Below are 25,722 nucleotides of genomic sequence, written 5' to 3'. Positions count from 1 at the left end.
GGGCCTCCCGTCCGTCATCTGGGCACGCGCACGACGTCAGCGACGTCGGAACAGCTCGCCGAGGTGCCACGGGCCGGGCGCAAGGCGCACGGCGGCCTCGGCACGCACGCGCTCCTCGAGCGCACGGTCGCGGGTCAGGTCGTGGATCTCCTGCTCCGCGCGCCAGCGGAACCGCAACCGGCCGAGGAACCCGAGCGGTGCAGCGGCTGCGGTCGTCGGGACGGACTTGGTCTCGCTCATGCGTCCTCCGGTTCCGGGACGGCCACGGCCGTCGTGGCGACGAGGTTCGCGAGCAGCTGCAGGCGTTCCTCGGACGGTGAGCCCGGCTCGGTGCCGTAGGCGATGAGCGTCAGACCGGTGTCGGTCGCGAGCTCCATCGTCTCGTACGTCAGGTCGAGGTCGCCGACCTCGGGGTGGTGCACCCGCTTCGAGCCGTTCAGGTGCCGCATGACGCCGTGCGCTGCCCAGCGCTGCCGGAACTCCTCGCTGCGGGTGGAGAGCTCGCCGATCAGGTCGGTCAGTCCCTTGTCGTACGGTGACCGGGCGGCCTCGGCACGGAGCACGGCCACCATGTCGCTCGCGACGACGTCCCAGTCGCGCCAGAACTCTTGACCGCGTGGGTCGAGGAACGCGAAGCGGGCGGTGTTCGGGGTGCCGGCGGGGTCGAGGAACAGCGGCGAGTACAACGCACGTGCCAGGGCGTTGCCGGCCAGGAAGTCCGAGCGGCCGTTGCGCACCCACGCGGGCATGGTCATGCCGTCGAGCATGCGCTGCACGTTCGGTCGGACCTTCGACGTCGGGGGCTTCCGCCGCGTGGTCGCCGAGGCGTTCTGCACGCGGGCCAGGTCGAACAGGTGCGCGTGCTCGGCGTCGTCGAGGCGCAACGCGCGCGACAGCGACTCGAGCACGCTCTCCGAGACGCCGGTGAGGTTCCCGCGCTCGAGGCGGATGTAGTAGTCGACGCTCATGCCGGCGATGAGCGCGAGCTCCTCGCGGCGGAGACCCTTGACCCGTCGGGCGCCACCGAAGTCGGGCAGCCCGACCTGCTGCGGCGTGACGCGCTCGCGGCGGGTGCGGAGGAAGTCGCGCACTTCGCTTCTGGTGTCCATGCGTCCACGGTAGGACCGTGCCGCGCGGGGAAGAAGGGGTTGCTGGTACCCGTCAGGGTCAGGGGCACCGGCCTAGCGTCGTGCGCATGGACACACTCACCCTCAACAACGGACTCGAGATCCCCGCGATCGGCTTCGGCGTGTTCCAGAGCGCACCCGACGAGACCGTGGACGCGGTCCGCACGGCACTGGAGACCGGGTACCGCCACATCGACACGGCCGCCGCGTACGGCAACGAGCGCGAGGTCGGCGAGGGCATCCGCGCCTCCGGTGTCGACCGCGACGAGATCGTGGTCGAGACGAAGATCTGGGTCTCCGACTACGGCTACGACGAGACCCTGCACGCGTTCGAGAAGGCCACCGGCAAGCTCGGGTTCGACCGCGTCGACGTACTGATCCTGCACCAGCCCGCGCCGGACCGCTTCGAACGGACGGTGCAGGCGTACAAGGCGCTCGAGACGCTGTACGCCGACGGTCGGGTCGGAGCGATCGGCGTGAGCAACTTCATGCCGCACCACCTGCAGTCGCTGCTCGACGCGACCGACGTCATCCCGGCGCTCAACCAGGTCGAGCTGCACCCGTACTTCACGCAGCCCGACGTGCAGCGCGCCGACGCGGAGCACGGGGTCCTCGACCAGGCGTGGTCCCCCATCGGCGGGATCACCTTCTACCCGGGCTGGGGTGACGAGCGGGTCAGCGTGATGGACGACCCGACGATCCGGACCATCGCCCAGACGCACGGCAAGACGCCGGCGCAGGTGATGCTCCGCTGGCACGTGCAGCAGGGGCGGAACGCGATCCCGAAGTCGACGAACCCCGGACGGATCGCGGAGAACTTCGACGTCTTCGACTTCGTGCTGTCCGACGACGACCTCAGGGCCCTGGACGCGCTCGACACGGGCCGCCGGAACGGCCCGGACCCCGACGGTGCGGACACCAGCCGCTTCGAGCGGGTGATCCCGGAGGCCTGACGCGACCACGGGCGGCCGGGAGGCGCGGTGCGGTCGCGCCCCGTGCCTCCCGGCCCTGGAATGGTCGCGACCACCGCGTCAGGTGAGCTGGCGCGCCCGCTCCGCGATGCCCTCCGTCGCCGCCCACGATGCGAGCAGACGGAGCGCGTCAGCGGTCGGGCTGCCCGGGGTCGCCGGGTAGATCGTGAGCGCGAGCCCGGGGTCCTCGGCGAGTTCGAGCGTCTGGAAGTGCAGTTCGAGCGGACCGACGACAGCGTGCCGGAAGGACTTCACGCCGGCGTAGTGGCGGCGGACGTCGTGCGCGGCCCAGAGGGCGCGGAAGTCGTCGCTCCGCATCGACAGTTCGCCGATGAGGGCTGCGAGGTCACGGTCGTTCGGTGTACGCCCGGCCTCGCGCCGCAGGATCGCGACGTTCGTGTGCGCCGCCCGCTGCCAGTCCTGGTAGAAGTTCCGGGCCTGCGGGTCGAGGAAGATGAAGCGCGAGAAGTTCATCGGCCGGGCCGGTGCCGCGACCAGGTCCGAGTGCATCGCGTAGCCGAGCGCGTTGGCGGCGACGATGTCCTGCCGGTTGTTGATGATCATCGCCGGCGCATCGGTGATGACGTCGAGCAGGTACTGCAGCTCCGGGCGGACGGCGGCCACCGGCACCACCTTGCCCGCGCGCCGCGGTGTCGCGTTCTGGTGCCGGGACAGGTCGCGCAGGTGCTCGAGCTCGGCGGCGTCGAGCTGCAGTGCGCCGGCGACGGCCTCGAGCACGCTGTCCGAGACGCCCTGCAGGTTCCCCCGCTCCAGCCGCGTGTAGTAGTCGATGCTGACGCCTGCCAGCCGTGCGACCTCTTCGCGCCGGAGCCCGGTGACCCGACGGCGGGTTCCGAACGTCTCGACCCCGGCCTGCTCGGGGGTGATGCGGGCGCGGCGGCTGGACAGGAAGTCGCGGGCTTCGTCGCGGTGGTTCATGCCGTCACGGTAACCGGCTGGGCAGCGTGCGAGCGAGGGGCTGCCGGAACCCCTGTGGGGTCGTCACGGCCGCGTGAGCGGGACCGAGACGATGCGATCGTCCCCCGCTGCGGGGTCACCACGGCCGTCGGTGTTGTTCGTGACGAACCAGAGGGTGTCCGACGGCCCCTCGAGCACGGTCCGGATCCGGCCGAAGTCGCCCGGGAAGTACTCGGTCGACGTCCCCGGGTCGTCCGCCGGGATCGCCCGGAGCACCTCGCCGCGCAGGTTGGCCACGAACACGGTGTCGTCGACGACCGTCAGGCCACTCGGGGACGCCTCGTCCGTCGACCACTGCTGCACCGGGTCGACGAAGCCCTGGTCCTCGCCGCCCTCGCCCTCGACCTCGGGCCAGCCGTAGTCCTCGCCCGCCTCGATCACGTTCAGCTCGTCGAGGGTGTTCTCGCCGAACTCCGACGCGAACATCGTGCCGTCGGAGGACCATCCCAAGCCCTGTACGTTGCGGTGCCCGAGGCTCCAGACGGGTGACCCGTCGAACGGGTTGTCGTCCGGCACGTCGCCGTCCGGGGTGAGCCGCAGGATCTTGCCCGCGAGCGAGTCCTCGTCCTGCGCGTCACTGCTCGTGCCGGCGTCCCCGACGCTGGCGTAGAGCATGTCGTCGGGGCCGAACGCGATGCGGCCGCCGTCGTGGAACGTGTTCGACGGCAGCCCGTCGATGATCGTCGTGGCGTCGCCGAGCCCCCACGACCCGGCGCTGCCCGTCAGTTCGAACCGCTGGATCCGGTTGCCGTCGTCGGCCGTCGAGTACACGAACAGGTCGTCGTCGTGCAGGGCCAACCCGAGCAGCCCGCCCTCGCCGCCGTGGCTGACGCCGTCGACGGTGCCCACCTCGCGCGTGGAGCCGTCGTCCAGCAGCTCGAGGACCTTCGCGGAGTCGCGTTCGCTGACCAGGGCGTCGCCGTCGTCGCCGGTGCGGACGACCGACCACGGTGCCTCGAGCCCGGTGACCACGTCACTGGTGTCGCCGTCGAGCGCGACCTGTCCGGTGGGCAGGTCGGCGGGGGCGGTGGCACGGGTGCTCGCCGACGAGCCGCGGTCGTCGTCCGGCGCGGCATCCGCGCAGCCGCTCAGGGCGAGGGCGGCCACGGCGGCGATGCCCGCTGCGGACCAGGCGCGTCGGGTGCGGGTCGGGCTCGGCTGCTGGGTCGGGTGTTCGCTGCTGTCCACGGTGGTCCTCCCGGATCGTCCGTCGATCACACACGCCGTGTTCGGGAAACGGCTGAGGGGTACGACCGGCACCTCCCTCCGGTGCGCACATCGGCCTACCGTCGGGGCCATGGAGATCCAACCGAAGCAGCCGACCGTCAAGAACCCGGCCGCGCAGTTCACCGGCGACGTGTACCTCGACGCCATCGCCAGCCCGAGGAAGCCGGCCAGTCGATGACCGTCGCGAAGGTCCGGTTCCTGCCCGGCGCCCGCACCGCCTGGCACTCGCACGCCAACGGCCAGACCCTGCACGTCACCGAGGGTGTCGCGCGCATGGGTACCCGTGACGGCGGCGTGATCGAGGTCCAGCCGGGCCAGACCGTCTACACGCCTGCGGGTGAGGAGCACTGGCACGGTGCGACCCCGACGGATTACATGGAGCACCTCGCGATGCTCGACCTCGCCGACGACCCGGCGACCACCACCACCTGGCTCGAGCACGTCACCGACGAGGAGTACTCCGCATGACCACCATCGCCATCATCGGGGCCGGCAAGGGCCTCGGTCTCGCCGTCGCCGAACGCTTCGGCCGTGAGGGCTTCTCGATCGCCCTCGTCTCCCGCAACCAGGACCGCCTGGACGGCCTCGCCGCGTCGCTGCGCGAGCAGGGCATCACGGCCGCCGGGTTCGCCGCGAACGTCCGTGACGGCGATTCGCTCCGCAGCGCCCTCGAGCGTGCGACCGAGCAGCTCGGCCCCATCGAGGTGCTGCAGTACAGCCCGCTCCCCGCCAAGGAGTACATGCGTCCGGTGCTCGAGACCACCGCGGACGACCTGGTCGGCCCGATCGAGTTCTCGGTCTACGGTTCGGTCAACGCGGTCCGCCAGGTGTTGCCCGGCATGCGCGCGATCGGCCACGGCACGATCCTGTTCGTGAACGGCGGCAGTGCGGTGCGTCCCGGCGCCCGGGTCACCGGCACCTCGGTCGCCTTCGCGGCCGAGAGTGCCTACGCCCAGCTCCTGCACGACGCCGTGCGCGACGAGCAGGTCCACGTCGGTCAGCTCATCATCCCGTTCGGCATCGACGACGGGCAGCCGGAGCACTCCGGCGAGTCCATCGCGGATCGTCTGTGGGCGATCCACTCGGAGCGCGGCGAGTTCCGCACGTACGCGGAGGCGCTGCCCGACCCCGCTTGAGCGCGGTTCGCGCCGCGCCGCTCGCCGCTTCGTGAGCAGGAATGGTCGGGTCCGCGGCGGCCACCCGACCATTTCTGCTCACCATGTGGCGGACGGGCGCGGACCGTTCAACGGCGACGCGAAGCGTTGCGCGGCCCGCGCCGACCGAGCTTGCGAGGAGGGTGGCGACGCCGCCACGGGCCTCCCGTCCGCCCTGGGGTCAGGTCGAGAGCAGCGCGACGGCACGCGCGGCGCGTGCGGCGACCGCCGCCGCCGTCGGGGCCGCAGCCAGGCCGAGCAGGCGCTGGCGGTGGAGTTCCCCGAGCAGCAGGGTGAAGAGCTCGGCGGCGGTGTCCGGAGTCGCTCCGGCACGGACCAGGGCCTGCTGGGCGGCGAGCGGGCCGGCCTCGTGGAACTCGCGGGCGAGCTCGGGCGACCGCGTCGACTCCGCGACGACGAGTCGGTGCAGGGCGACCGCACGGTCCGAGAGCAACGCGCTGCCGATCGCCGTGGCCGTGGACACGAGGTCCGCGGCGGGCTGGTCGGCGTACGGGTGCTGCCGCCGGACGACCGCTCGGAGGATCGCGGGCTTGTCGCCGAACGCCGTGTAGAGCGTGCGCTTCGTGACCCCGGCCTCGGCGGCGACGCGGTCGAGTGCGACGCCCGCGAACCCGTGCTCCAGGAACAGGTCGGTCGCGACGTCGAGGATCCGCTCGTCCCGGGCGATCCGCTCGTCAGTGGTCGGACGTCCACGCTTGTTCACGGACCCATCCTAGCGGTAATGATACGCTCCCGTTTCATTACCGAGGAGGGTCCATGACCGATGTGGTCTGTCACGTGGCGATCGCCGACGACTGGGAGATGAGCCGCGGGTTCGGCGAGTACGAGGTGTCCACTCGCGGGGTGCCGCTCGAGCCGGGCGGGTACGTCCGCGCCACCACGCCCGACCGGGTGTCCGAGGTCGTCGCCGAGCGGTACGGCGACCTCGCGTTGCCCCTGCTCCGCATCGACCTGAGCGTCGAGGGGCTCGCAGCTGCGGGGGTGATGGTCGAGTGGGTCGACGGACTCCCGCGGGTGCGGGGTCCGATCCCGATGGACGACGACGTCGTGCTGGCCGAGGCGCCCATCGCCCCGCGGTGAGCGGCACGGACGAACGGCGACCACTTCGTGAGCAGAAATGGTCGAGTCCGCCGACGGCGACCCGACCATTTCTGCTCACGAAGTACCGCGTCCTAGGCTGGGAGCGATGTCCAGCGTCCTCCTCACCGTGCACGTCGTGGCGGCGCTGCTCACCCTCGGTCCCGTCGCGGTCGCCGGGAGCATGTTCCCGAAGCCGGCCCGCGCGCTCGTCGCCGGTCCGGGCGACCAGGGGGCCAGAGCGGTCGCCAGGGTCCTGCACCGGATCTGTCACGTGTACTCGATCATCTCGCTCGCGGTTCCGACCTTCGGCACGGCCCTGGCGTTCGAGGTCGGGGCGCTCGACGAGGCCTGGCTGCTCGTCTCGATCGGTCTGACCGCGGTGGCTGCGGGGATCCTCGCGCTCGGGGTCCTGCCGGAGCAGCGCGAGGTCCTGCGCGGCAACGGGACCGAGCGCTCGCCGCGGAAGCTCGCTGCCCTGGTCGGCCTGTTCAACGTGGTGTGGGTCGTCGTGGCCGTGCTCATGGTGGTGCAGCCCGGCACCTGACCGGGACTGCACCGGGACGGCGCCGCGTGCAGCGCCGCCCCACACCTCAGTGCGCCCGGCGCACCGCCACCCGGCGTCGGCCGTGCGCGGTGAGCCATGCCCCGGCCGTCACCAGCAGCGGCAGACCGATCGCGAGCAGGGCCAGCATCGACCAGTCCGGCACGAACGGCATGTGGTTCGACCCGACAGCTGGTTCCGTGAACCGCAGGGTGAGTGCCCGCATCGGCAGCAGCCCCAGCAGAGTGCCGATCACCGCGCCCACCGAGGCCAGGATCGCTGCCTGCCAGGTCGACACCCGCCGTCGCAGTCGTGGTGCGGCACCGATCGCGTCGAGCACCTCGTCGTCGCGGCGCCCGTCGGACCGCGCGAGCCCGATGGCCACCGCCGTCGCACCGATCGTCACCGCCGCGGCCAGCGCGAGCACGATCGCCCGGATCAGTGCGCCGTTGTCGACCGGCCCGGCCTCGTACGCGAACTGCGGGCCGTCCCACCGGGCTCGGTCCGCGCCGCCGAAGCTCTGCCAGGCGGAGCTCAGCTCGTCCCACTGCTCGGGCGCGATGTCCCCGGGCAGCGTCGTGACGAGCATGCCGTCGACGGCGCGCACCCCGTAGTGCGCAGCGGTCGCCTTCGTCATGAAGACGCCGACCTGGATCCGCGGCGACTGCACGTCGAGCACGGCCGGGATCGACACGCTGGCGTCCGGCTTCGTCGTCGTCGTGATCGTCGGGCTCTCCCACGTGCGGTCGTGGAACGTGTCGATGCGGACCGCGCCGTCGTGGGCGTACTCCGGCCAGAGCGACACGGCCTCGCCGCCCTCGAGCGCGTCCCGGACCGCGGCCGAGGGGCGGTGGCCGGTGAGCACGGCGTAGTCGTCGACGGTGCCGGTCCAGATGTGCGGGACGGTCGCGTCAGCGGTGTCGAGGTAGTACGAGCACGACGTGGAGTCGTAGCCGTCGCAGTCGAAGTCCGTCCACCGGTGCGGCATCGTCACGGACGACGGGGTGTCGCCCGCCCAGCCCTCGGCCACGCCGAGCACCCGGATCCGGTCGTGGTCGAGCACCCGCGCCACGACCTTCGCCGCGTGCGCCGTCAACGCCGCGTCGTGCCCGCTGGCGGCACCGTCCTTGCTGGACAGCTGCACCTCGGACGTCGCGACCCCGACCGCCGTCGTGTACTCGTACCCGCGGACGTACTGCGCGTGGCTCGATGCACTCCACGTGATCACGACCGACGCGACGAACACGACGCTCATCACACTGGCGAGCACCGGCACCGTCCGGACCGGGTTGCGCCGGGCATCGCGGGCGGCCAACCGAGCCGACAGGCCCAGGCGTGCGGACATCCGGGACACCAGGGCGAGGAGCCACGGCGAGCAGATCGCGATGCCGAGCTGCATCAGGCACGGCCCGAGCGCGACCCCGGCACCGACCACCCAGGCCCAGTGGTCGTCCTGCACCCGGCGGTCGTTGAGCATGAGCACCCCGGCGCCGCAGGCCAGCGTCATCACGGCACCGGTGATGATGAGCACCGGCCCCCAGATGCGCCGCCGACGACGAGCGGGACGGTCGACGGGCGCGGGTCGGAGCGAACCCCGCAGCGCCGCGAGCACGTTGATGCGGGTGGCGGCCCGAGCGGCGACGAGTGCGGAGACCAGTCCGGCCAGGACGCCGGCGGCCGCGACCACGAGCAGCAGGAGCGGGGGCACGTGCAGGCCGGGGAACGACACGACGTCGCCGTTGTCGATCAGGCGGAACACCGCGACGCCGATCCCGGTGCCCACCGCGACGCCGAGGACGGCGCCGATGGACCCGAGCACGAGGCCGGACCCGGCGACGATCGTCCGGACGAACCGCTTGTCCCCGCCGACGCTCGTGACGATCGCGTACGAACGGGTGTCCGCCCGGGTGCCGACCAGGAACGCGGCCCCGGCGAGCAGGGCGACCTCGAACATCGCGAAGACCCCGAGCAGTGCCATCGCGCCGAGGTACCACCCGAGCGACGAGTTCACCTGGCCGCCGGGCAGGCGGGCGTCCGGCAGGTCGAGCACGACCGGGCGGGACTGCACGACGATGCCGTGCGCGTTGAGCTGCCGGATCTCCGACCAGGTCGGGGCGTCCGACGGCAAGTAGACGGTGACGTCGGTCAGGCCGACGTCGTCGGTGGTGTCCGTCGTCGACAGGGTCGTCCCCCACGGCAGGAACACCCCCTGCTCGCTGGGCGCCGAACCGAGGTCGCGCATCGTCCCGGTGATCGTGAACCGCTTCGTGACGGGATCGGTGAGGTCGACGGTGTCACCGATGTGTGCGCCGAGCCGGTCGAGGGTCGCGGGCGTGACCATGAGTTGGTTGCGCGCGGTCGGCGCCGAACCGTCGAGGACGCGCCAGTGGCCCTCGAGCGACGGGTCCCAGACGCTGCCCTCCACCGCGGCCAGACCCACCGGGCCCCGCGGACCCTGCACCACGACGGGTGTGCCGCCGACCGGGATCGACAGTGCACCGTCCGGCACGTGGGCGAGCACGTTCGCGAACGGCGCGTCCTCGTCGGCCTTCGTGACCCGGCTGTTCCGCTTCGCGTCGGTGAACTGCCACTGCACCGGGTCCTGCCGCATGCCGGGCAGGTCCGGGCCGGAGACCCGCATCTGCGCGGCTGCCTTGCCGAGGTCGTAGTCCAGCGACTCCGCGGTCGTGGGCTGCGTCGACTGCACGACGACCGCCACTGCCGCGAACCCGGCGGTGGGGATGCCGATGAGCGCGATGATCAGCGCTGCTCGTCCGGCCTTCGCGAAGGCCAGCCGACGCCCCAGACGGAGCGCCGGTCGGAGGGCGAACGGCCTCCGGCCGGTACCGAGACGCCGACGCCGGCTCACGACGCGGTCCGGTCCGACAGGGTGAGCTCCACGCCCGAGTACACGGTCTCGTCGACCACGCGACCGTCGCGCAGGAAGACGATCCGGTCCGCCCAGGCAGCGTGTCGTGCGTCGTGGGTGACGAGCAGTGCGCCGGCTCCGGCATCGACGTGCCGCCGGAGCATGCGGAGCACGACCTCGCCGGTCTGCGAGTCGAGGGCGCCGGTCGGTTCGTCCGCCAGCACGAGCCGACGTTCGCCGACGACGCCCCTGGCGATCGCGACGCGCTGCTGCTGCCCACCGGACAGGTCGTCGGGGTAGGCGTCGGCGCGGTGTGCGAGTTCGACGTTGTCGAGTGCCAGTTCCGCGGCGCGGCGGGCCTGCGAGGCCTTCCAGCCGTCGAGCTCGAGCGGCAGCGCCACGTTCTCGACCGCGGTGAGCGAGGGGATCAGGTTGAAGTCCTGGAACACGAACCCGATGAGGCGACGGCGGAGGGCTGCGAGTTCCTTGGCGGGCCGGTCGGACACGAACTCGCCGTCGATCAGCACTTCGCCGCTCGTCGGCGGCAGCAGGGTGCCGGCGCAGGCGAGCAGCGTCGACTTGCCGGAGCCCGAGGTCCCCATGACGGCGACCATCTCGCCGCGCTGGACGGCCAGGTCGATGCCAGCCAGCGCCGTGACGGCCTTCGCGCCGGAGCCGTAGTGCACGCTGACGGCGTCGAGCTGCAGGAGCGGTGCGGCGCTCACCGTGCACTCCGCGCGGTGTCGGCGGCGGTCGGGGACGAGGAGCCAGCGTCGGCCGCCGAGTGCTCTTCCGGCCGGTACCGCGCCACGGTCGACTCCACGTGGTCGAGCCACCGCACCTCGGCCTCGGCCTGGAACACCATCGACTCGAGCACGAGCGACCACGCCAGGTCCGTTGCGGGATCGGTCGTGCGCTTGAGCCGGGTCAGGTCCTGCAGGTTCCGGATCGCGGCACCGCGCTGCACCTGCACCAGGCGCGCGACGTCGACGCCGGGCACCGTCACGGCGAGCGCGAACTTGATCGCGAGTTCGTCACGACCACGCTTGGCGGGCACCGGCTCGCTGAACCAGCGCGCCACCTCCCCGCGACCCGCGTCGGTCACCGTGTAGACCACGTGGCCGTCGTCATCGGTGTCGCCGCGGGCCACGAGGCCGTCGCGTTCCAGGCGGTCGAGCGTCGTGTAGACCTGGCCGATGTTCAGCGGCCAGCTCCCGCCGGTGCGGTGCTCGAACTCCCCGGAGCTGGTACCCGTACCCGGGTCCCCCACCAGCAGCGCGAGTACGCCCATCCGTACGCTCATGACACTTTCCCCGTCTCTCGTCCACCATGGACATACCGAGTATGCCCATACCGCGTATGCATGCGCAAGCGCGGTGGTGGAGAGCGCGGGAGACGGACGGGAGGCACGGTGCCAGCTGGCACCGTGCCTCCCGTCCGCCGTTCGGTCGCGTCCGCGACCGAAGGGTCAGGAACCCAGCTTCGACAGCTCCTCGAACTCGTCGTCGGTGAGCTCGATGGTCGCGCCCTGCAGGTTGTCCTCCAGGTGCGAGACGCTCGAGGTGCCGGGGATCGGGAGCACGACGGGCGAGCGCTTGAGCAGCCACGCGAGGGCGAGCTGCGCCGGGGAAGCACCCTTCCGCTCGGCGATCTCGGTGAGCGGGGAGTCCTCGCCGGTCAGCCCGCCGGTCGCGAGCGGGAACCACGGGATGAACGCGATGCCCTGCTCGGTCGACCAGTCGAGGAGCTCCTCGGCGTCGCGCTTCTGCAGGTTGTACAGGTTCTGGACGGAGACGATCGTCGCGATCTCCTGGGCCGCCTTGACGTCGTCGACCGACACCTCGGACAGGCCGATGTGCCGGATCTTGCCCTCGTCCTGCAGCTTCTTCAGCTCGCCGACCTGGTCCTCGAGCGGGACCTTCGGGTCGATGCGGTGCAGCTGGAACAGGTCGATGCGCTCGAGGCCCAGGCGGCGGAGGCTCATCTCGGCCTCCTGTCGCAGGTACTCCGGGCGGCCGACCGGCGGCCACTCGTTCGGGCCGGTCCGGGTGAGTCCGGCCTTCGTCGCGATGACGACGTCGTCGCCGTAGGGGTGGAGCGCCTCGTGCAGCAGCTCCTCGGCGACGTAGGGGCCGTACGAGTCGGCGGTGTCGAAGAAGTCCACGCCGAGCTCGACGGCGCGCTTGAGGACGCGGACGGCCTCATCGTGGTCCTTCGGCGGCCCCCAGACTCCGGGGCCGGTGAGCTGCATGGTGCCGTAGCCGAGGCGGTGGACCTCGAGGTCGCCCCCGATGCGGAAGGTGCCGGAGGCGGCGGCCGGACGGTTCGTGGTGTCGGTGCCAGTGGTCATGTCCCCGGTCTACGCCGGAGGTGTTGCCGGTCCCTGAGTCGGTGTCCCCCGGCCCTCCGACCGGTCCGGACGCGGGTACGGCGTCTCGCCACGTTCCAGCCCGGCGACGAGCTTCGTCAGCCGGTTGGTCCGCGAGGTCGCACTCGGCGCAGTCGTGATCCGGTGCAGCACGGCGTACCGGTTCGTCGCGTCGAGCTCGGCGAACAGGGCGGCTGCCGCGGGTGAGGCGTCGAGCGCGGCCTGCAGGTCCTCGGGGACGGTGGCGGTCGCCGGCCCGGCGTACGCGCGGTCCCACCGGCCGTCGCCCTTCGCCCGGTCGATCTCGGCCTGGCCTCGGTCCCGCATCCGGCCGTCGGCGATGAGCGTCGCGACGAGTCCGAGGTTGCGCTGCGACCAGAGTGACGCCTTCCGGCGGGGTGTGAACCGCTGGCGGTAGGTCGTGTCGTCCCGCCCACGCCGCTGCCCGTCGATCCAGCCCGAGCACAGTGCCTCGTCGAGGGCGGTGTCGTAGGTCAGGGTCGTCGGCTCGGTGACGCCCTTCTTCGCGAGCACGAGCCACACCCCGTCGGCGTCGCCCTCGTGCTCGTCGAGCCAGGCGCGCCAGGCAGCGACGTCCGGCAGCACCAGGTCGACGATGTCCATGCGGTCATCGTAGGTCGGCCCCGGCTCCTGCCCGAGACTCGGCGTGGGCGACAGTTCTCGCGGTGCGCGCCGCGAGAACTGTCGCTCACACCGAGACTCGCGTGCGTCGGGCCGAGACTCGTGGGTGCTCAGACCCAGTTCGGCTGGTCGAGCACGCCCGTCGGGTCCGCCTGTTCGGCGATGCGGTGCAGGCGCGAGGTGTTGTCCCCGAAGTACGCCGACGGGTCCGTGATGGCCGCGTCGCAGTAGTTCGCGTACGCCGCGTCGCCCCACGCCGGCCGCATGGCCCGTCGGAACCCCCGCACGTACGCGTCGAACGGTGCAGGGTCCGCGCCGTCGGCGAAGACCGCCGTGTACTGCACGGTCATGAGCGCGGACCGCCACGGGAACGCCGAGTCGGTCCGGCCGACGTCCGCCACGACGCCGCCGAGGGCATCGAGCGCGACCCCGCCCTCGAGGTTGCCGTCGACGTCGCCCGCTGCAGCCGCCTGGGCGACGAGCGCGTCGATCTGCGCGTCGGTGAGCTTCGCCGATCCGATCGACGACGTCGCTGCCTCGGACACCCGCTGCGGCTTCCCCGCCAGCGCGGACATCGCGGCGCCGTAGGTGAGCACCCGCCCGGTGTGGGCGAGGGGCTTCGCACCGGTGGCGGCGATGAAACCGTCGACGGAGGTGTCGGCGCCGGTCTTCGATCCGGTCCACACGCCGGTCACGGTGACCGTCGGGGCGGAGTGCCGACTGCCGTTCAGCAGCTTGAGCGTCGACCACAGCTTCGGGTCGGCGGTGGGCGCCCAGTCCTGCCAGGCGCGCACCACGGCAGCGGCGGCCGACCACGCGAACGTGATGCTGAAGAGCAGGACGGGAGGCGCGGCCTGCGTCCGGTACGTCAGCGCGGTCACGACGCCGACGGTTCCACCGCCCCCACCGCGGCAGGCCCAGAACAAGTCGGGTTCACGTGATGTCGAGACCTCGTGCACGGCGCCGTCCGGAGTGACGAGCGTGACGCCGGTCAGCTGGTCGCAGGTCAGCCCGAACGAGCGGACGAGCACGCCGACCCCACCACCGAGGGTGAGCCCGCCGATGCCGACGGTCGGACAGGAGCCGGCGCCGATCGCCCGTCCGGCCTTCGCCAGCGCGGCGTAGACGTCCCCGAGCTGCGCACCCGGGCCGATCGTGACGGTGTCGTCGTCGTGCAGTTCGATGCCGTCGAGGTCCTGCGTGCTGATCACGAGGGACCGCGGGACGTCGGTCCCGGGTGCGCCGCCGGCCGACCAGCCCGTGTACGAGTGCCCGCCCGCGCGCAGTGCGACGGGGGTGCGGGTGTTCCGCGCGAACGCGAGACCGGCCTGCACGTCCGGAGCCCCGGCGACGCGCAGGATGCCCTGTGGGTCGGCGTCGTCGTAGCGCGGGTTCTCGAGCACGCGTGCGCTGTCCCAGCCGTTCGACCCGGACCGGAGCACCGTGCCCGAGACGGCGGCGGCGAGGGCGTCCCACGAGTCGGGGCCGCCGGGCGTCGGCGTGCTCGAAGGCGTCCTCGTCGGCTGTGCGGAGCCGCTGGAGGTCGGTCGCGGCGAGCCCGACGGAGCGGGGCTCGGCCGGCTGCACGCTGCCAGGACCCCGGCGAGCCCGAGTCCGACGCCCCCGGCGAGCAGGATCCGCCTGGTCGGGCGGTGCGTCACGATCCGGCGAGTCCGCCGCCGGCACCGGTGATGCCGGGGTGTGCGGACTTCGCGAGGCCCTCGGTCATCGAGTGCGCCGCTTCGGCGTCGGCGAGGGATCGGGCTCCGAGGGTCGGGTCGACGGGTTCGAGGTGGGCGAGGAGCTTCGCACGACGGCGGTTCTGCACCTCGAGCACGGTGAGCAGCGCGGCGATGGCCACGACCACTCCGATGACGATCCACACGACGACCACGACGTTCCCCTTCCGTCCCGGGGCGTCCACCCCGTCCTCCGAGCGTACCGCCGCCGTGTCTACGCCGCGCTGCTGATCCGCACGGCGCCAGCCCACCCGTGCACCCACGCGGGCAGTTCACGGTCGGCCGGTGCTCCGCCCACGGCGTCGAGCAGGTCCGCCATCGGGACCGTCCCGCCGGCGCGGCGCAGGAACCGCGCCTGGACGACGGCACGGGCGACGACGGCTCCGCGACGGACGAAGGTCTGCTCCAGGTACACGGCCCGGTCGTCGACGCCGAGCACCCGGGTCACGAGCTCGAACCGCTGCCCGAGCGTCAGGGACCGCTTGTACGTGATGGTCTGCGCCGAGACGACCGGGTACCAGCCGCGCTCCGCGATCGCGCCCCAGAACCCCGACCGCAGCATCAGGTCGAGCCGCCCGAGGTCGAGCATCGACAGGTACTTCCCGCTGTTGACGTGCCGTAGCGGGTCGAGGTCGGTCAGGGTCACGCGGAACGGTGTGCGTGCCTCGTCCCAGAGCGACGGCCGCCGTCCACCCGTCGTCGGGCGGAGCCGGACACGCAGGCGCAACAGGAACAGCCGGAAGTACAGGTTCACGCCCCGATCACACCAGAAGCGCGCGCTGCCCCGCGTGGACCTTGGAGGATCCACACGAACGGTGCCCGTGTCTGACCGGCACAGGCAGTGCCTTCCTCCGAGCGGCGCACCCGGAGTAGACCTGCACCATGCAGACACGCAAGCTCGCAGACCTCGAGGTCGGACCCGTCGGCCTCGGCACCATGGGCATGAGCGCCTTCTACACGGGCGCCGGCACCGACGACGCGGAGTCGATCCGCACCATCCACCGCGCGATCGACCTCGGCGTCACCCTGTTCGACACGGCCGAGGCGTACGGCCCCTACACGAACGAGGACCTGCTCCGCCGGGCCCTCGCCGACCGCCGCGACGACGTCGTGATCGCGACGAAGTTCGGCCTCATCACCCACACCGCCGGTGAGGAGACGCCCGCCACCGGCCGCGGCATCAGCTCCGCACCGGAGTCCGTGCGCGAGGCCCTCGAGGGGTCCCTGCGGCGCCTCGGCACCGACCACATCGACCTGTACTACCAGCACCGCGTCGACCCGGCCGTCCCGATCGAGGACGTCATCGGGCAGCTCGCGGGCTTCGTGCAGGAGGGCAAGATCCGGCACATCGGCCTGTCCGAGGCCGGACCCGAGACGATCCGGAAGGCCCACGCGGTCCACCCGATCACCGCCCTGCAGAGCGAGTACTCGCTGTGGACGCGCGACCCCGAGGGTGCGGTGCTCGACACCCTTCGCGAGCTCGGCATCGGACTGGTGCCGTACTCGCCGCTCGGCCGCGGGTTCCTGACCGGTGCGATCACGAAGCCGTCCGACCTGGACTCCGACGACTTCCGCCTGGCGAACCCGCGCTTCCAGGAAGAGGCGTTCGCGCAGAACATGCGCATCGTCGACGCCGTCAAGGCGATCGCGACCGAGGCCGACGCGACCCCGGCTCAGGTCTCCCTCGCCTGGCTGCTCGCCCAGGGCGACGACGTCGTGCCGATCCCGGGCACGAAGCGCGTGTCGCGGCTCGAGGAGAACGTCGGTGCCGCCGACCTGACCCTCACCGCGGACCAGGTCGCGCGCCTGTCGGCGCTCCCGGTCCCGACCGGCGACCGCTACCCCGACATGTCGACCATCGGTCGCTGACGCAACCGGATGACGGCCGGGAGGCCCGTGGCGGCTCCGCCACGGACCTCCCGGCCGTCTCGGCGTGCGTTTCGGGCGCTGGTCCGGTGACCGACGCGACCCACGCCCGTCATCCCGGGGAAACACGGGCTGCATAGCGTCCGGAGCACAGGGAAACCACCGCTCGAAGGGGACGCCATGACGACCACGAAGACACCGCGCGCGACACCGACCGAGGACGGTGTCGACTCCGTCCCACCGCTCGCCAGGCTCCTGCCGCTCGGCCTGCAGCACGTGCTCGCGATGTACGCGGGCGCGATCGCCGTGCCGCTCATCGTCGGCGGGGCCCTCGGCTTCGACAGCGCCGACCTGGCGTTCCTCATCAGCGCCGACCTGTTCGTCGCGGGCCTCGCCACGATCGTGCAGTCCGTCGGCTTCTGGCGGTTCGGGGTCCGGCTGCCGCTCGTGCAGGGCGTCACGTTCGCCGCCGTCGGCCCGATGATCGCGATCGGCACCGAGCACGGCATCACCGCCGTGTACGGGGCGACGATCGCGTGCGGCGTCTTCATGGTGGTCGTCGCACCGTGGTTCGCGCAGCTCGTCCGCTTGTTCCCCCCGATCGTCACCGGCACGGTCATCCTCATCATCGGCCTGTCGCTCATGAGCGTCGCCGCCGGCTGGGTCACCGACGGCGGGAAGGACGGTGCTGCCGACCCGCTCGACGTCGCGTTCGCCGCCGGGGTGCTGCTCGCGATCGTCCTGGTCGAACGGTTCGCGCCGCGGGGGCTCGCCCGGGTGTCGGTGCTGTTCGGGCTGCTGCTCGGCACGGTCGTGGCGCTGTTCGTCCCCGGCATGGTCGACGGGTCGGGCATCGGCGACGCGGGCTGGTTCGCCTTCGTCACGCCGTTCCACTTCGGGCTGCCGACGTTCGACCTCGCCTCGATCGTGTCGATGCTCGTCGTCGGGCTCGTGATCATGACCGAGACCACCGGCGACATGATCGCGGTCGGCGAGGTCACCGGCCGCCCGGTGTCGAAGCGCACGCTCGCCGACGGTCTGCGCGCGGACGGACTCGGCACCGTCGTCGGCGGGGTGTTCAACACGTTCCCGTACACGGCGTTCGCGCAGAACGTCGGGCTCGTCGCACTGACCGGCGTGCGCTCCCGGTACGTGGCGACGGCGGCCGGCGGCATCCTCGTGGTGCTCGGTCTGGTGCCGAAGGTGGCCGCGGTGGTCGAGGCGATCCCGCACGCGGTGCTCGGCGGTGCCGGTGTCGCCCTGTTCGGCATGGTCGCGGCGTCGGGCATCAGGACGCTGTCGAAGGTGCGGTTCGACAACCGGAACGTGCTCGTCGTGGCGCTGCCGCTCGGCATCGCGCTGCTGCCGACCGTCGCCCCGGAGATCTACGGGCAGTTCCCGACGTGGTTCACGCTGGTCTTCGACTCGGGGATCTCGGCCGGCGCCGTCGCGGCGATCCTGCTCAACCTGCTGCTCGGCTCGCGCGCCGTGGCCGAGCGGTACGGCGAGGACCCGGCGGTCGGTTCGTACGACGGGGTGCGGTCGACGGCTCCGATCGCGCTGCCGCGCGAGGAGCCCTCGGCCTAGACGAAGGCGGGCAGGTGCTCCCACGCACGGGGCGCCTCGGCCACGCCGTCGCGGACGACCGTCCCCTCGATCAGCCCGTAGGGACGGTCGGCCGCGATGAACACCTCGTTCTCGTTCGTCAGGTCGAACGGCGACAGGTCCACGACGAAGTGGTGCTTGTTCGGCATCGCGAACCGCACCTCGGCGAGCTCGGGCCGCAGTTCGATCGCCGCCCGCCCCATCTCCCACAGCGTCTGCTGCAGAGCGAGCGAGTGCACCGTGGCGAACTGCTCGAGCATCACGGCGACGACCTCGTCGTACAGGGCGTCGTAGTCGATCCCCGCTGCGACGGCGGACGGCAGGTACCGCCACCGCGCCGTGACCTCGGTCGCCATGATCCGGTCCGTCGTCTCCGGCAGGGTCGTGAACCGCGACCGCGGGAACCCGTGGAACTCGGACCCGGTCGACTTCAGGACGACCAGGTCCTTCACACCGCCGGTGACGTGGCGCTCGCCGCCCTCGACGTGCACCGTCGCCAGACGGGTCCCGGTGCCGGTGCGGCGGAACGAGTGGTCGTGCGGCTGCCCGTCGACCGTGATGCGTTCCCACGGGTGCACCTCGGCCTGCCAGAGCCCGCCCTCGACCCAGTCGAACTCACTCGTGAACTGGTCGGCGAGCAGCGCGAGGAAGTCCTCCGGGGCGCCGACGCCGTGCTCCTTCGCCAGGGCGAACACGGTGTTCTTCTGGGTGTCCGTCGCGACGATCCGGGAGTTGTCGCCGCTGGTGAACGACCCGGCGAACGCCTCGCCGATGAGCTGCGACGTCACGGTCAGGTCGGCGAGCTCGTGCCGGTCGCCGTGCCGGGTCACCCGCACCAGGCGGTTCTCGGCCTTGCCGTACTTGTTCGGCCCCAGGTGGACGGTGGTCTCCGACATGGCGGTCAACTCCTCGGTAGGTGCTGTAGGCGAAGGGGCTCAACAGCAGCGGGACGTGCAGGTGCTCGGTGCCCGTGACGCGGAACGCCACGGTCACGAACGGGTGGAAGGTCAGCACCCCGGCGGCGGCGAAGTACGGGCCGGTGTCGAAGCGCAGCACGTGGTCGATGCGCTCGAGCACGTCGGGGCCGAGCGCGGCGCGGCCGTCGGCGTCGGTCGAGCCGGTCGCGACGACGTCACCGTCGACGGTGCTGAGGATCAGGCCGACGCCGACCGCCGGGGTGCCGGTGGTGGCGTCGAGCACGTGCGTGGTCAGGTGCGGCACGGCGAAGGTCGCACGGATGCGGTGCAGGGCGATGTCGGACAGGGCAGCGGCGGCCTCGCGCGTCTCGACCACCGGGTCGCCCGCGAGGCGCCGGTCGAGCTCGGCCAGCAGCTCCTCGGGGGTCCGACCGGCGGCCCGCACCAGGAACACCCGCCCGAACCGCTGTTCGTACGCGGCGTTGCCGTCGGCGATCCGGCCGGCCACCGCGTCGGCGGCGCTGCGCATCGACGACTGTTCGCGGGCCGATGAGGCATCGGTCGTCCGCTCCCCGATCCGCGGGTGCTGCGCCAGGGCGTGGTCGAGCTCCGGCGCACCCCACGACGCCGACTCGACTCGCGCTCGGTCGAGCAGCGCCGACACCGTGCCGAACGGGCGCGCGGCCACCAGGGCGTCGACCCACGCGGGCACGTCGGCCCATCTCCGGATCACCGCGGCGGCGTCGGAGGCGGTCGCGTCGTCGAGGTCGCCGAGGTCCATGTGCCGAGGCTATGGAACGTCCGTTTCACCCGCGTTACCGGAGGATTTCCCCCGCAACGCGACCCGCGGCCCTGAAACGGTCGCGTCTGCCGGACGGGAGGCCCGTGGCGGCCCCACCCCGCGCCTCCCGTCCGTCGTCCGTCGCGTTGCGGACGCGAGACGCCGGCGGCTCAGACCTCCGTGGCGAAGGACGCTGCGCGCAGCTGCAGGTCCTCGATGCGCCGCAGGCGCGCGGCCTCGACGTCGTAGCCCTCGTAGGCGGGCGGCGGCAGCTTCCGGACGTTCCGCGAGCACTGGAAGTCCTGGCAGACGAGCGTGCCGACGGTGTCGCCGTTCCGTCCCGCCTTGCCGGACCGCTTCGCGCTGTAGAACACGACGTCGTTCGGCAGCTTGACGTCCTGGCACCACGAGCACTGGGCCCGCGAGCGCGACGAGGCCTCGGCCTGCCGGAACACGATGCCGACGAGCGTTCCCTCGAGCGTCGGCACGACGGCGTACGCACGCCGACCGATCTTCGGGTCGCGCCAGCCCAGGAAGTCGAGGGCGTCCCAGTCGATCGTCCCGAAGTCGGCGGGCAGCGTGATGTCGGTCGTCTCCTTGCGGGAGGCGTTGACGAAGGACGTGCGGAGGGTCTTCTCCGTGATGGGGAGCATGGTGCATCGCTTTCGAGCGGGCCCGGGGCGTGCGGACGCACACCGCACCGGGCGGGAGGAGGTCAGGGTTCGACGAGGGCGGCCGTGCCTGCAGGCACGACCGGGGGCCTCACGCCCTGATGCCGGCGCTCCGGGCGCCGACCACCTCCTGGAAGCTCACCCCAACAGCCTACGTCGACGTGTCAAGCGGCGGGGACGGCCGTCACCAGGACGAGGGCGCCATCGTAGGTCGGCCGGATCCGCAGCGCCCCGTGCCGCCGGTCCCACTCGCCGGAGTCGAGCGCGGTACGGAGGGCGGCCACCGATCGCCGTGCGGTGAGCTCGTCGACGAAGCTCCACGCCGAGTTCGCCTTCCGGGCGCCCGGGTCGAGCAGGCGCTCCGGCCGGGCGTAGTACGCCTCGGAGAAGCCGTCGACGCAGGTGAACGGGATCGGCAGCGGGGTGCTCGTGACGGTGTCGTCGCCCAGTGCGGCGGTGATGCGGTCGAGCGCCGGGTAGCGCCGGGCCTCGGTCGCCATCACCTCGGGTGCGTACTCGGCGAGCCAGAAGTCCTCGATGCGGGCCGGGTCGCACGTCAGGATCACGATCGGGCCCCGGGTCACCCGGCGCAGCTCGGCCAGCCCGAGCTCGAGGTCGCCCCACTGGTGCACCGAGAACGTCGTCATCGCGGCGTCGAACGTGTCGTCGTCGAAGGGCAGGCCCTCGGCGGTGGCGTCGATCGCCGTCGACAGGGTGTCCGGTCGTTGGGCGCGCATCGACGCCGAGGGTTCGACGGCCGTGACCTGTCGGTCGGTCGGCTCGTAGGACCCGGCACCGGCTCCCACGTTCAGGACCGTGCGGGCGTCGCCGAGGGCCTTCACGATCGCGCGGGCGAACGTCGGTTCGGGGCGCCGGTACTGCCGGTAGTCCTGCCCGATGCGGGCGTAGTCCGCGTCCCCGCTGATCCGTCCGTCGTCCTCACGTCCCCAGCCTACGAACCGCGCACCGGGCCGACCAGTGGTTCAGTCGACCGACTCGGACTCGGGCTCCGCCGCGCGCAGGGCCGCGTACTGCTCGGACCGTTCCGTCGCGGCCCAGGTGCCGAGCAGGGCCAGCGACCGCTCGGACTCGCTGCCCGGCTCGGCCGAGTACGTGAACAACGTCAGGCCGGGGTCGGCGACCAGGTCGAGCGCCTCGTACGACAACCGGAGCTCGCCGACGATCGGGTGGTCGATGCGCTTCCCGCCGGCGCGCTGCAGTCGGACGTCGTGCGCGGCCCACCAACCACGGAACTCCTCGCTGCGCGTGGAGAGCTCGCCGACCAGGGTGATGAGTCCGGGCTCGCACGGGTTCGACACCGCGGCTGCCCGGAGCACGGCGACGGCGTCCTTCGCGGTCTGCGCCCAGTCCGGGAAGAAGTCTCGGGCCGCGGGGTCGAGGAACGTGAAGCGTGCGGTGTTCACGGGGCGCCCCGGGCCGGCGAACATCGGCGAGTACAGCGCGCGACCGAGTTCGTTCGTCGCGACCACGTCACCGCGTTCGTTCCGCACCCAGGCCGGCGCGCCGGTGATGGCGTCGAGCAGGCGCTGGACGCCGGGGCGGACCCGGGTGGGGACGGTGCGGTGCATCGTCTTGACGCCGGAGTTCGCCAGTCGCGTGAGGTCCCACAGGTGGACGCGCTCGTCCTCGTCGAGCTGCAGGGCGCTCGCGAGGCCCTCGAGCACGCTGTCCGAGACGCCCTTGAGCGATCCACGCTCGAGGCGCGTGTAGTAGTCGACGCTCACGCCGGCGAGCATCGCGACCTCGTGCCGCCGCAGCCCGGGGACGCGTCGGACCCCGCCACCGAACGACGGCATGCCGACCTGCTCGGGGGTGAGCCGCGCTCGCCGGGAGGACAGGAAGTCGCGGATCTCGTTGCGCACGTCGATACCCATGGGGAGAGCGTACGTGGCGGCGCTGTCCGTCCGGCAGGCACTGGCGGTACCCGCCGGGCGGACGGGAGGCCCGTGGCGGCGCCGCCACGGGCCTCCAGGTCAGCTGCGCGGAGTTCAGAGCGTGACGTCGGCCGTGATCCGCACGCGCGCCACGCGGTGACCGTCCATGGCGGTCACCTCGAGGCGGTGCCCGCCGGCGGCGACGACGTCGCCGACCTCCGGCACGCGGTCCAGGTGGACCTGGACGAGGCCGCCGACGGTCTCGTAGTCGCCGTCGGGCAGCGCGGGACCGCCGTCGGCGACGAGGTCCTCGAGCACCGTGGACCCATCGACGCCGTCGTGCTCGGCGGTGGGTTCGTCGTACTCATCGCGGATGCGGCCGACGAGGTCCTCGAGCAGCGCCTCGAGCGTGACCATGCCCGCGCTGCCGCCGTACTCGTCCACGACCAGGGCGATCTGGTGCCCGTCGGTCCGCATGTCCGCGATCGCGCTCGACAGCGACTTCGTCTCCGGCAGTGCGAGCACCGGGCGCACCAGGGTCGACACCGGCGCGGACGGGTCGCTCGGACGGAGCAGGTCGCGGAGGTGCACGAAGCCGTCGACCTCGTCGCGTCCGCCGGAGGTCACGAGGTACCGGGTGTGCCCGACCTCGATCGCGTGGTCGGTGGCCTCGGCGATGGTCAGCGCGGCGTCGATCGTGGACACGTCGTACCAGGGGCGCATCGACTCGCGCAGGATCCGGTCACCGGCGTCCAGCGCACTCCGGGCGATCCGGCGGCCCTGCTCGTCGACGCCGGTGTGCTCGTCGACGAGGCCGCGGAGCTCCTCGGTGCTCATCGACTCGCTGCGGGCGTTCGGGTCGCCACCGAGTGCGCGGACGACCAGGTTCGTCGAGGCCGACAGCACCCAGATCACCGGGCGCATCAGGGTCGCGAAGCGGTCGAGGGTCGGCGCGACGAGCATCGAGAAGCCCTCGGCCCGCTGCAGGGCGAGTCGCTTCGGCACGAGTTCGCCGAACACGAGCGACAGGTAGGCGATGACGAGGGTCATCAGCACGAGGGCCACCGTCTCGGCGGCCCCCTGGCCGAGTCCGAGCCCGGTGAACACGGGTGCGATGTCGGGCGCGATCGACGAGGCGCCGTACGCGGCGGAGAAGAACCCGGCGACGGTCACACCGATCTGCACGGCCGCGAGGAACCGGTTCGGATCACGCCCGAGTTCGGCGACCCGCAGGCCACGAGAGCCCCGGCGTTCGAGCTGCTGCAGCTGCGACTCACGGAGCGAGACGAGTGCGATCTCGGCGGCGGCGAAGACCCCGCCGACGAGCACGAAGAGGATGACGAGCCCGAAGGCGATCCAGGTGTCGGCGCCCATCAGCGGGCAGCTTCCTCGGATCGACGACGGGCGGGCGGTCTGTGGTGATCGTCCATGCCTGTGAGTCTGCACAGGGCGGCTGGGACGTCACCCCACCAGCGCTCGACGTCTGCTGTGCGTCCGGGGTGCGTGCGGGGTGGGTGGTGTCGGGGGCTACGTCGTCAGCGAGCGGCCGATGCGGGCTTCGAGCCACGCCTCGGGGTCGATCGGGGTCACGCCGTCCATCAGGACCTCGAGGTGCAGGTGCGCGCCGGTCGAGACGCCGGAGGACCCGACGAGCCCGATGAACTCGCCGGCCTCGACCTGGTCGCCGACCTTGAGCGGCGACGACCCGGGGATCATGTGCCCGTAGAGCGTCGACACCTGGCGGCCGTCGATCTCGTGGTCGATGATCACGGCGTTGCCGTACGAGAAGTACGTGCCCGAGATCCGGACGGTGCCCGCGGCGACGGCACCGATGGCCGTGCCCATGCCGGGCGTGAAGTCGAGTCCCTGGTGCAGCGAGGAGCACGCGCCGCACGGTGCCGAGCGGTAACCGAAGCCCGAGCTCATCTGCACGGGGCCGGGGAACGGCGAGCGGACCGCGCCGCCGTACGAGACGGCTTCGCCGGCGATGCCGCTCGTGTCAGCCGTGCCGCCGGTGGTGACGATCCGGCGCGTCGTGCCGCCGCCGACGGTGAACCCGTCGCGGTCGAGCCCGGTCGCGGTGACCGCCTGGGTGACCGCGTAGTCCTGGGTGCGCACGATCGGTGCGATGGTCGACGTCGCCATCGAGGTTCCGGCGCTGGCGTGGGCGGGCATCGCCGAGGCGGCGAACATCGCGATCGCAGCGGCTGCGCTGGTCAGGGTGATCCGTCCGGCACGACCGGACCGGGAGGGCCGTGGGGCCGTCGCGACGCTCGTCACGGTGGCAGCGGGGCGGCGGACCACGCGCGTGATGCGGGTGTCGACGTGCTCGGTCGTCGCGCGGGCTGCGGTGGCGCGGCGGCCGACGGGCTTCGCCACGCTCGCGGCCTTGGCCGGCTTCGCGACCTTGGCGGGCTTCGCGACCTTGGCGGGCTTCGCGACCTTGGCGGGCTTCTCCGGCTTCTCCGGCTTGTCCGCTCGGCGCTGGGGCTTCCGGGCTGCAGCGCGCTCGGCCTCGAGGGCAGCGCGACGGGACAGGTGCACCACCGGGGTCTCCGGGTGCTGGTCGAGTTCGGGTGCAGTCGTCATGGCCGCCCACCATTCTGCACGACTCTGTCGCTTTGTACAGGCCCCACCGTGATCTTTTCGTTACCGCGGGGCTGGGAGGCACCTGATCACCGGGGGCCCCGACGTCCCCCGGCCGTCCGACATCGGTAGCGTCGTGGGAAAGCGACGGAAGGACCCGCACCATGGCCCGATCGCCGCGAGAGCGGCCCGCGCAGGTCGACCTCGGCACCGCCGACGTCGTGCTCGCCGGCACCCAGGAACTCCTGCCCGTGCTCCGCGCCGCCGCGGTGCGCGCGGGCATCGACGCCGCACGCATGCGGGTCATCGGTGTCGACGACCTGCCGGACCCCGAGGAGACCTGGGACGCCGAACTCGCGGTCATCGCGATCCGGCGCCCCGGTGACGACCCCGCGTTCCACCGTGCGCAGGCGGCCGCTGAGCTCATCGATCCGCTGCTCGTTCCGCACGCCGTCCGGATCGTGGTGACGGTCTCGGGACTGACACGGTTGGCGCCGAAGGTCGAGCGCACCCTGACGTCCGAGGTGCTCCACCAGATCGACGCCGCATCGGCGCCGTCGGGGTTCGAGCGGCCGTTCCGCAGCATGCGCATGCGGCTCGGGCTCGCAGCACTCCGGGCCGCCGGCGTCCGGGTGTTCCGGGTGTCGATCGGTACCTGATCGGCCAGACCGGGCCTGATCGGCT

26 protein-coding genes and 2 pseudogenes are annotated in these 25,722 nt (G+C 72.2%); 8 read left to right on the top strand and 20 right to left on the bottom strand.

What is annotated here, in order from left to right; all coding sequences use genetic code 11:
- Positions 1-36: 36 nt before the first annotated feature.
- Together ACZZ0J_RS12245 and ACZZ0J_RS12240 are read right to left on the bottom strand one after the other, a co-directional pair.
- Positions 37-240, bottom strand: coding sequence for a hypothetical protein (locus ACZZ0J_RS12245; RefSeq protein WP_463437155.1), 204 nt, complete (start codon positions 238-240; stop codon positions 37-39).
- Positions 237-1,109, bottom strand: coding sequence for a helix-turn-helix domain-containing protein (locus tag ACZZ0J_RS12240; RefSeq protein WP_463437154.1), 873 nt, complete (start codon positions 1,107-1,109; stop codon positions 237-239). Before ACZZ0J_RS12240 ends, ACZZ0J_RS12245 begins: the two co-directional genes overlap by 4 nt.
- An 86-nt stretch (positions 1,110-1,195) precedes the next feature.
- Between ACZZ0J_RS12240 and ACZZ0J_RS12235 the strand changes: the two genes are divergently transcribed.
- Positions 1,196-2,080, top strand: coding sequence for an aldo/keto reductase (locus tag ACZZ0J_RS12235; protein ID WP_131920877.1), 885 nt, complete (start codon positions 1,196-1,198; stop codon positions 2,078-2,080).
- 78 nt (positions 2,081-2,158) lie between these two features.
- Here ACZZ0J_RS12235 and ACZZ0J_RS12230 read toward each other — a convergent pair whose 3' ends face one another.
- Both ACZZ0J_RS12230 and ACZZ0J_RS12225 read right to left on the bottom strand, forming a co-directional pair.
- Positions 2,159-3,037, bottom strand: coding sequence for a helix-turn-helix transcriptional regulator (locus ACZZ0J_RS12230; protein ID WP_131845138.1), 879 nt, complete (start codon positions 3,035-3,037; stop codon positions 2,159-2,161).
- A 63-nt stretch (positions 3,038-3,100) separates the two neighbouring features.
- Positions 3,101-4,264, bottom strand: coding sequence for a PQQ-dependent sugar dehydrogenase (locus ACZZ0J_RS12225; RefSeq protein WP_463437153.1), 1,164 nt, complete (start codon positions 4,262-4,264; stop codon positions 3,101-3,103).
- 109 nt (positions 4,265-4,373) lie between these two features.
- On the opposite strand from ACZZ0J_RS12225, the pseudogene ACZZ0J_RS12220 reads away from it, so the two are divergent.
- Positions 4,374-4,771: pseudogene (locus ACZZ0J_RS12220) on the top strand ((R)-mandelonitrile lyase).
- A complete protein-coding gene (locus ACZZ0J_RS12215) occupies positions 4,768-5,439 on the top strand; it encodes an SDR family NAD(P)-dependent oxidoreductase (protein ID WP_111083610.1) in 672 nt (223 codons plus the stop codon). Before ACZZ0J_RS12220 ends, ACZZ0J_RS12215 begins: the two are co-directional and overlap by 4 nt.
- A gap of 199 nt (positions 5,440-5,638) precedes the next feature.
- Here the strand turns inward: ACZZ0J_RS12215 and ACZZ0J_RS12210 are convergent, their stop codons facing one another.
- Positions 5,639-6,181: a TetR/AcrR family transcriptional regulator gene (locus ACZZ0J_RS12210; RefSeq protein ID WP_463437152.1), complete on the bottom strand. Its 543-nt coding sequence runs from the start codon at positions 6,179-6,181 to the stop codon at positions 5,639-5,641.
- Between the two features lie 53 nt (positions 6,182-6,234).
- Between ACZZ0J_RS12210 and ACZZ0J_RS12205 the strand changes: the two genes are divergently transcribed.
- Positions 6,235-6,558: a DUF952 domain-containing protein gene (locus ACZZ0J_RS12205; RefSeq protein WP_463437151.1), complete on the top strand. Its 324-nt coding sequence runs from the start codon at positions 6,235-6,237 to the stop codon at positions 6,556-6,558.
- A 106-nt stretch (positions 6,559-6,664) separates the two neighbouring features.
- Positions 6,665-7,102, top strand: coding sequence for a hypothetical protein (locus tag ACZZ0J_RS12200; protein ID WP_463437150.1), 438 nt, complete (start codon positions 6,665-6,667; stop codon positions 7,100-7,102).
- Between the two features lie 46 nt (positions 7,103-7,148).
- Here ACZZ0J_RS12200 and ACZZ0J_RS12195 read toward each other — a convergent pair whose 3' ends face one another.
- The 8 genes from ACZZ0J_RS12195 to ACZZ0J_RS12160 form a co-directional block, all read right to left on the bottom strand.
- Entirely contained in the window at positions 7,149-9,968 is a 2,820-nt protein-coding gene (locus ACZZ0J_RS12195) for an ABC transporter permease (protein ID WP_463437149.1), read from the bottom strand.
- The gene (locus ACZZ0J_RS12190; protein ID WP_463437148.1) at positions 9,965-10,693 is read right to left on the bottom strand and encodes an ABC transporter ATP-binding protein; all 729 of its coding nucleotides are present in this window, start codon (positions 10,691-10,693) and stop codon (positions 9,965-9,967) included. Before ACZZ0J_RS12190 ends, ACZZ0J_RS12195 begins: the two co-directional genes overlap by 4 nt.
- Positions 10,690-11,271, bottom strand: coding sequence for a PadR family transcriptional regulator (locus ACZZ0J_RS12185; protein WP_463437147.1), 582 nt, complete (start codon positions 11,269-11,271; stop codon positions 10,690-10,692). Before ACZZ0J_RS12185 ends, ACZZ0J_RS12190 begins: the two co-directional genes overlap by 4 nt.
- A gap of 165 nt (positions 11,272-11,436) precedes the next feature.
- Entirely contained in the window at positions 11,437-12,318 is an 882-nt protein-coding gene (locus tag ACZZ0J_RS12180) for an aldo/keto reductase (protein ID WP_463437146.1), read from the bottom strand.
- Positions 12,319-12,327: 9 nt separating this feature from the next.
- Positions 12,328-12,960, bottom strand: coding sequence for a YdeI/OmpD-associated family protein (locus ACZZ0J_RS12175; RefSeq protein ID WP_463437145.1), 633 nt, complete (start codon positions 12,958-12,960; stop codon positions 12,328-12,330).
- Between the two features lie 128 nt (positions 12,961-13,088).
- A complete protein-coding gene (locus ACZZ0J_RS12170; protein WP_463437144.1) occupies positions 13,089-14,639 on the bottom strand; it encodes an FAD-binding oxidoreductase in 1,551 nt (516 codons plus the stop codon).
- Entirely contained in the window at positions 14,636-14,872 is a 237-nt protein-coding gene (locus tag ACZZ0J_RS12165) for a hypothetical protein (protein ID WP_148067594.1), read from the bottom strand. Before ACZZ0J_RS12165 ends, ACZZ0J_RS12170 begins: the two co-directional genes overlap by 4 nt.
- Before the next feature lie 59 nt (positions 14,873-14,931).
- Positions 14,932-15,471 (bottom strand): acyl-CoA thioesterase, encoded by a 540-nt coding sequence (locus tag ACZZ0J_RS12160; protein ID WP_463437143.1) that lies wholly within the window; start codon positions 15,469-15,471, stop codon positions 14,932-14,934.
- A gap of 128 nt (positions 15,472-15,599) precedes the next feature.
- On the opposite strand from ACZZ0J_RS12160, the gene ACZZ0J_RS12155 reads away from it, so the two are divergent.
- Together ACZZ0J_RS12155 and ACZZ0J_RS12150 are read left to right on the top strand one after the other, a co-directional pair.
- Positions 15,600-16,586 carry an aldo/keto reductase gene (locus tag ACZZ0J_RS12155; protein WP_463437142.1) on the top strand — a complete coding sequence of 329 codons (987 nt, stop codon included), beginning with the start codon at positions 15,600-15,602 and terminating at the stop codon, positions 16,584-16,586.
- A gap of 177 nt (positions 16,587-16,763) precedes the next feature.
- Positions 16,764-18,170 (top strand): nucleobase:cation symporter-2 family protein, encoded by a 1,407-nt coding sequence (locus ACZZ0J_RS12150; protein WP_463437141.1) that lies wholly within the window; start codon positions 16,764-16,766, stop codon positions 18,168-18,170.
- Here the strand turns inward: ACZZ0J_RS12150 and pucL are convergent.
- The 7 genes and pseudogenes from pucL to ACZZ0J_RS12115 form a co-directional block, all read right to left on the bottom strand.
- Positions 18,167-19,084 (bottom strand): factor-independent urate hydroxylase, encoded by a 918-nt coding sequence (gene pucL, locus ACZZ0J_RS12145; protein WP_463437140.1) that lies wholly within the window; start codon positions 19,082-19,084, stop codon positions 18,167-18,169. The two genes, ACZZ0J_RS12150 and pucL, sit on opposite strands and share 4 nt — an antisense overlap.
- A 70-nt stretch (positions 19,085-19,154) precedes the next feature.
- Positions 19,155-19,886 (bottom strand): annotated as a pseudogene (gene uraD / locus ACZZ0J_RS12140) (2-oxo-4-hydroxy-4-carboxy-5-ureidoimidazoline decarboxylase); the annotation flags it as partial.
- Between the two features lie 170 nt (positions 19,887-20,056).
- Positions 20,057-20,539 carry an FBP domain-containing protein gene (locus tag ACZZ0J_RS12135; protein ID WP_463437139.1) on the bottom strand — a complete coding sequence of 161 codons (483 nt, stop codon included), beginning with the start codon at positions 20,537-20,539 and terminating at the stop codon, positions 20,057-20,059.
- 182 nt (positions 20,540-20,721) lie between these two features.
- The gene (locus ACZZ0J_RS12130) at positions 20,722-21,399 is read right to left on the bottom strand and encodes a class I SAM-dependent methyltransferase (protein WP_463437138.1); all 678 of its coding nucleotides are present in this window, start codon (positions 21,397-21,399) and stop codon (positions 20,722-20,724) included.
- A 141-nt stretch (positions 21,400-21,540) separates the two neighbouring features.
- Positions 21,541-22,452: a helix-turn-helix transcriptional regulator gene (locus ACZZ0J_RS12125; RefSeq protein ID WP_194647283.1), complete on the bottom strand. Its 912-nt coding sequence runs from the start codon at positions 22,450-22,452 to the stop codon at positions 21,541-21,543.
- Positions 22,453-22,566: 114 nt separating this feature from the next.
- The gene (locus tag ACZZ0J_RS12120; RefSeq protein ID WP_463437137.1) at positions 22,567-23,826 is read right to left on the bottom strand and encodes a hemolysin family protein; all 1,260 of its coding nucleotides are present in this window, start codon (positions 23,824-23,826) and stop codon (positions 22,567-22,569) included.
- A 153-nt stretch (positions 23,827-23,979) separates the two neighbouring features.
- Positions 23,980-25,041 (bottom strand): M23 family metallopeptidase, encoded by a 1,062-nt coding sequence (locus ACZZ0J_RS12115; protein WP_463437136.1) that lies wholly within the window; start codon positions 25,039-25,041, stop codon positions 23,980-23,982.
- Positions 25,042-25,202: 161 nt separating this feature from the next.
- On the opposite strand from ACZZ0J_RS12115, the gene ACZZ0J_RS12110 reads away from it, so the two are divergent.
- Positions 25,203-25,697 carry a hypothetical protein gene (locus tag ACZZ0J_RS12110; protein WP_111083592.1) on the top strand — a complete coding sequence of 165 codons (495 nt, stop codon included), beginning with the start codon at positions 25,203-25,205 and terminating at the stop codon, positions 25,695-25,697.
- The last annotated feature ends 25 nt before the right edge of the window (positions 25,698-25,722 follow it).

This window comes from Curtobacterium sp. AC272, from assembly GCF_979258155.1.
This window is presented reverse-complemented; position numbering and strand designations above follow the sequence as displayed.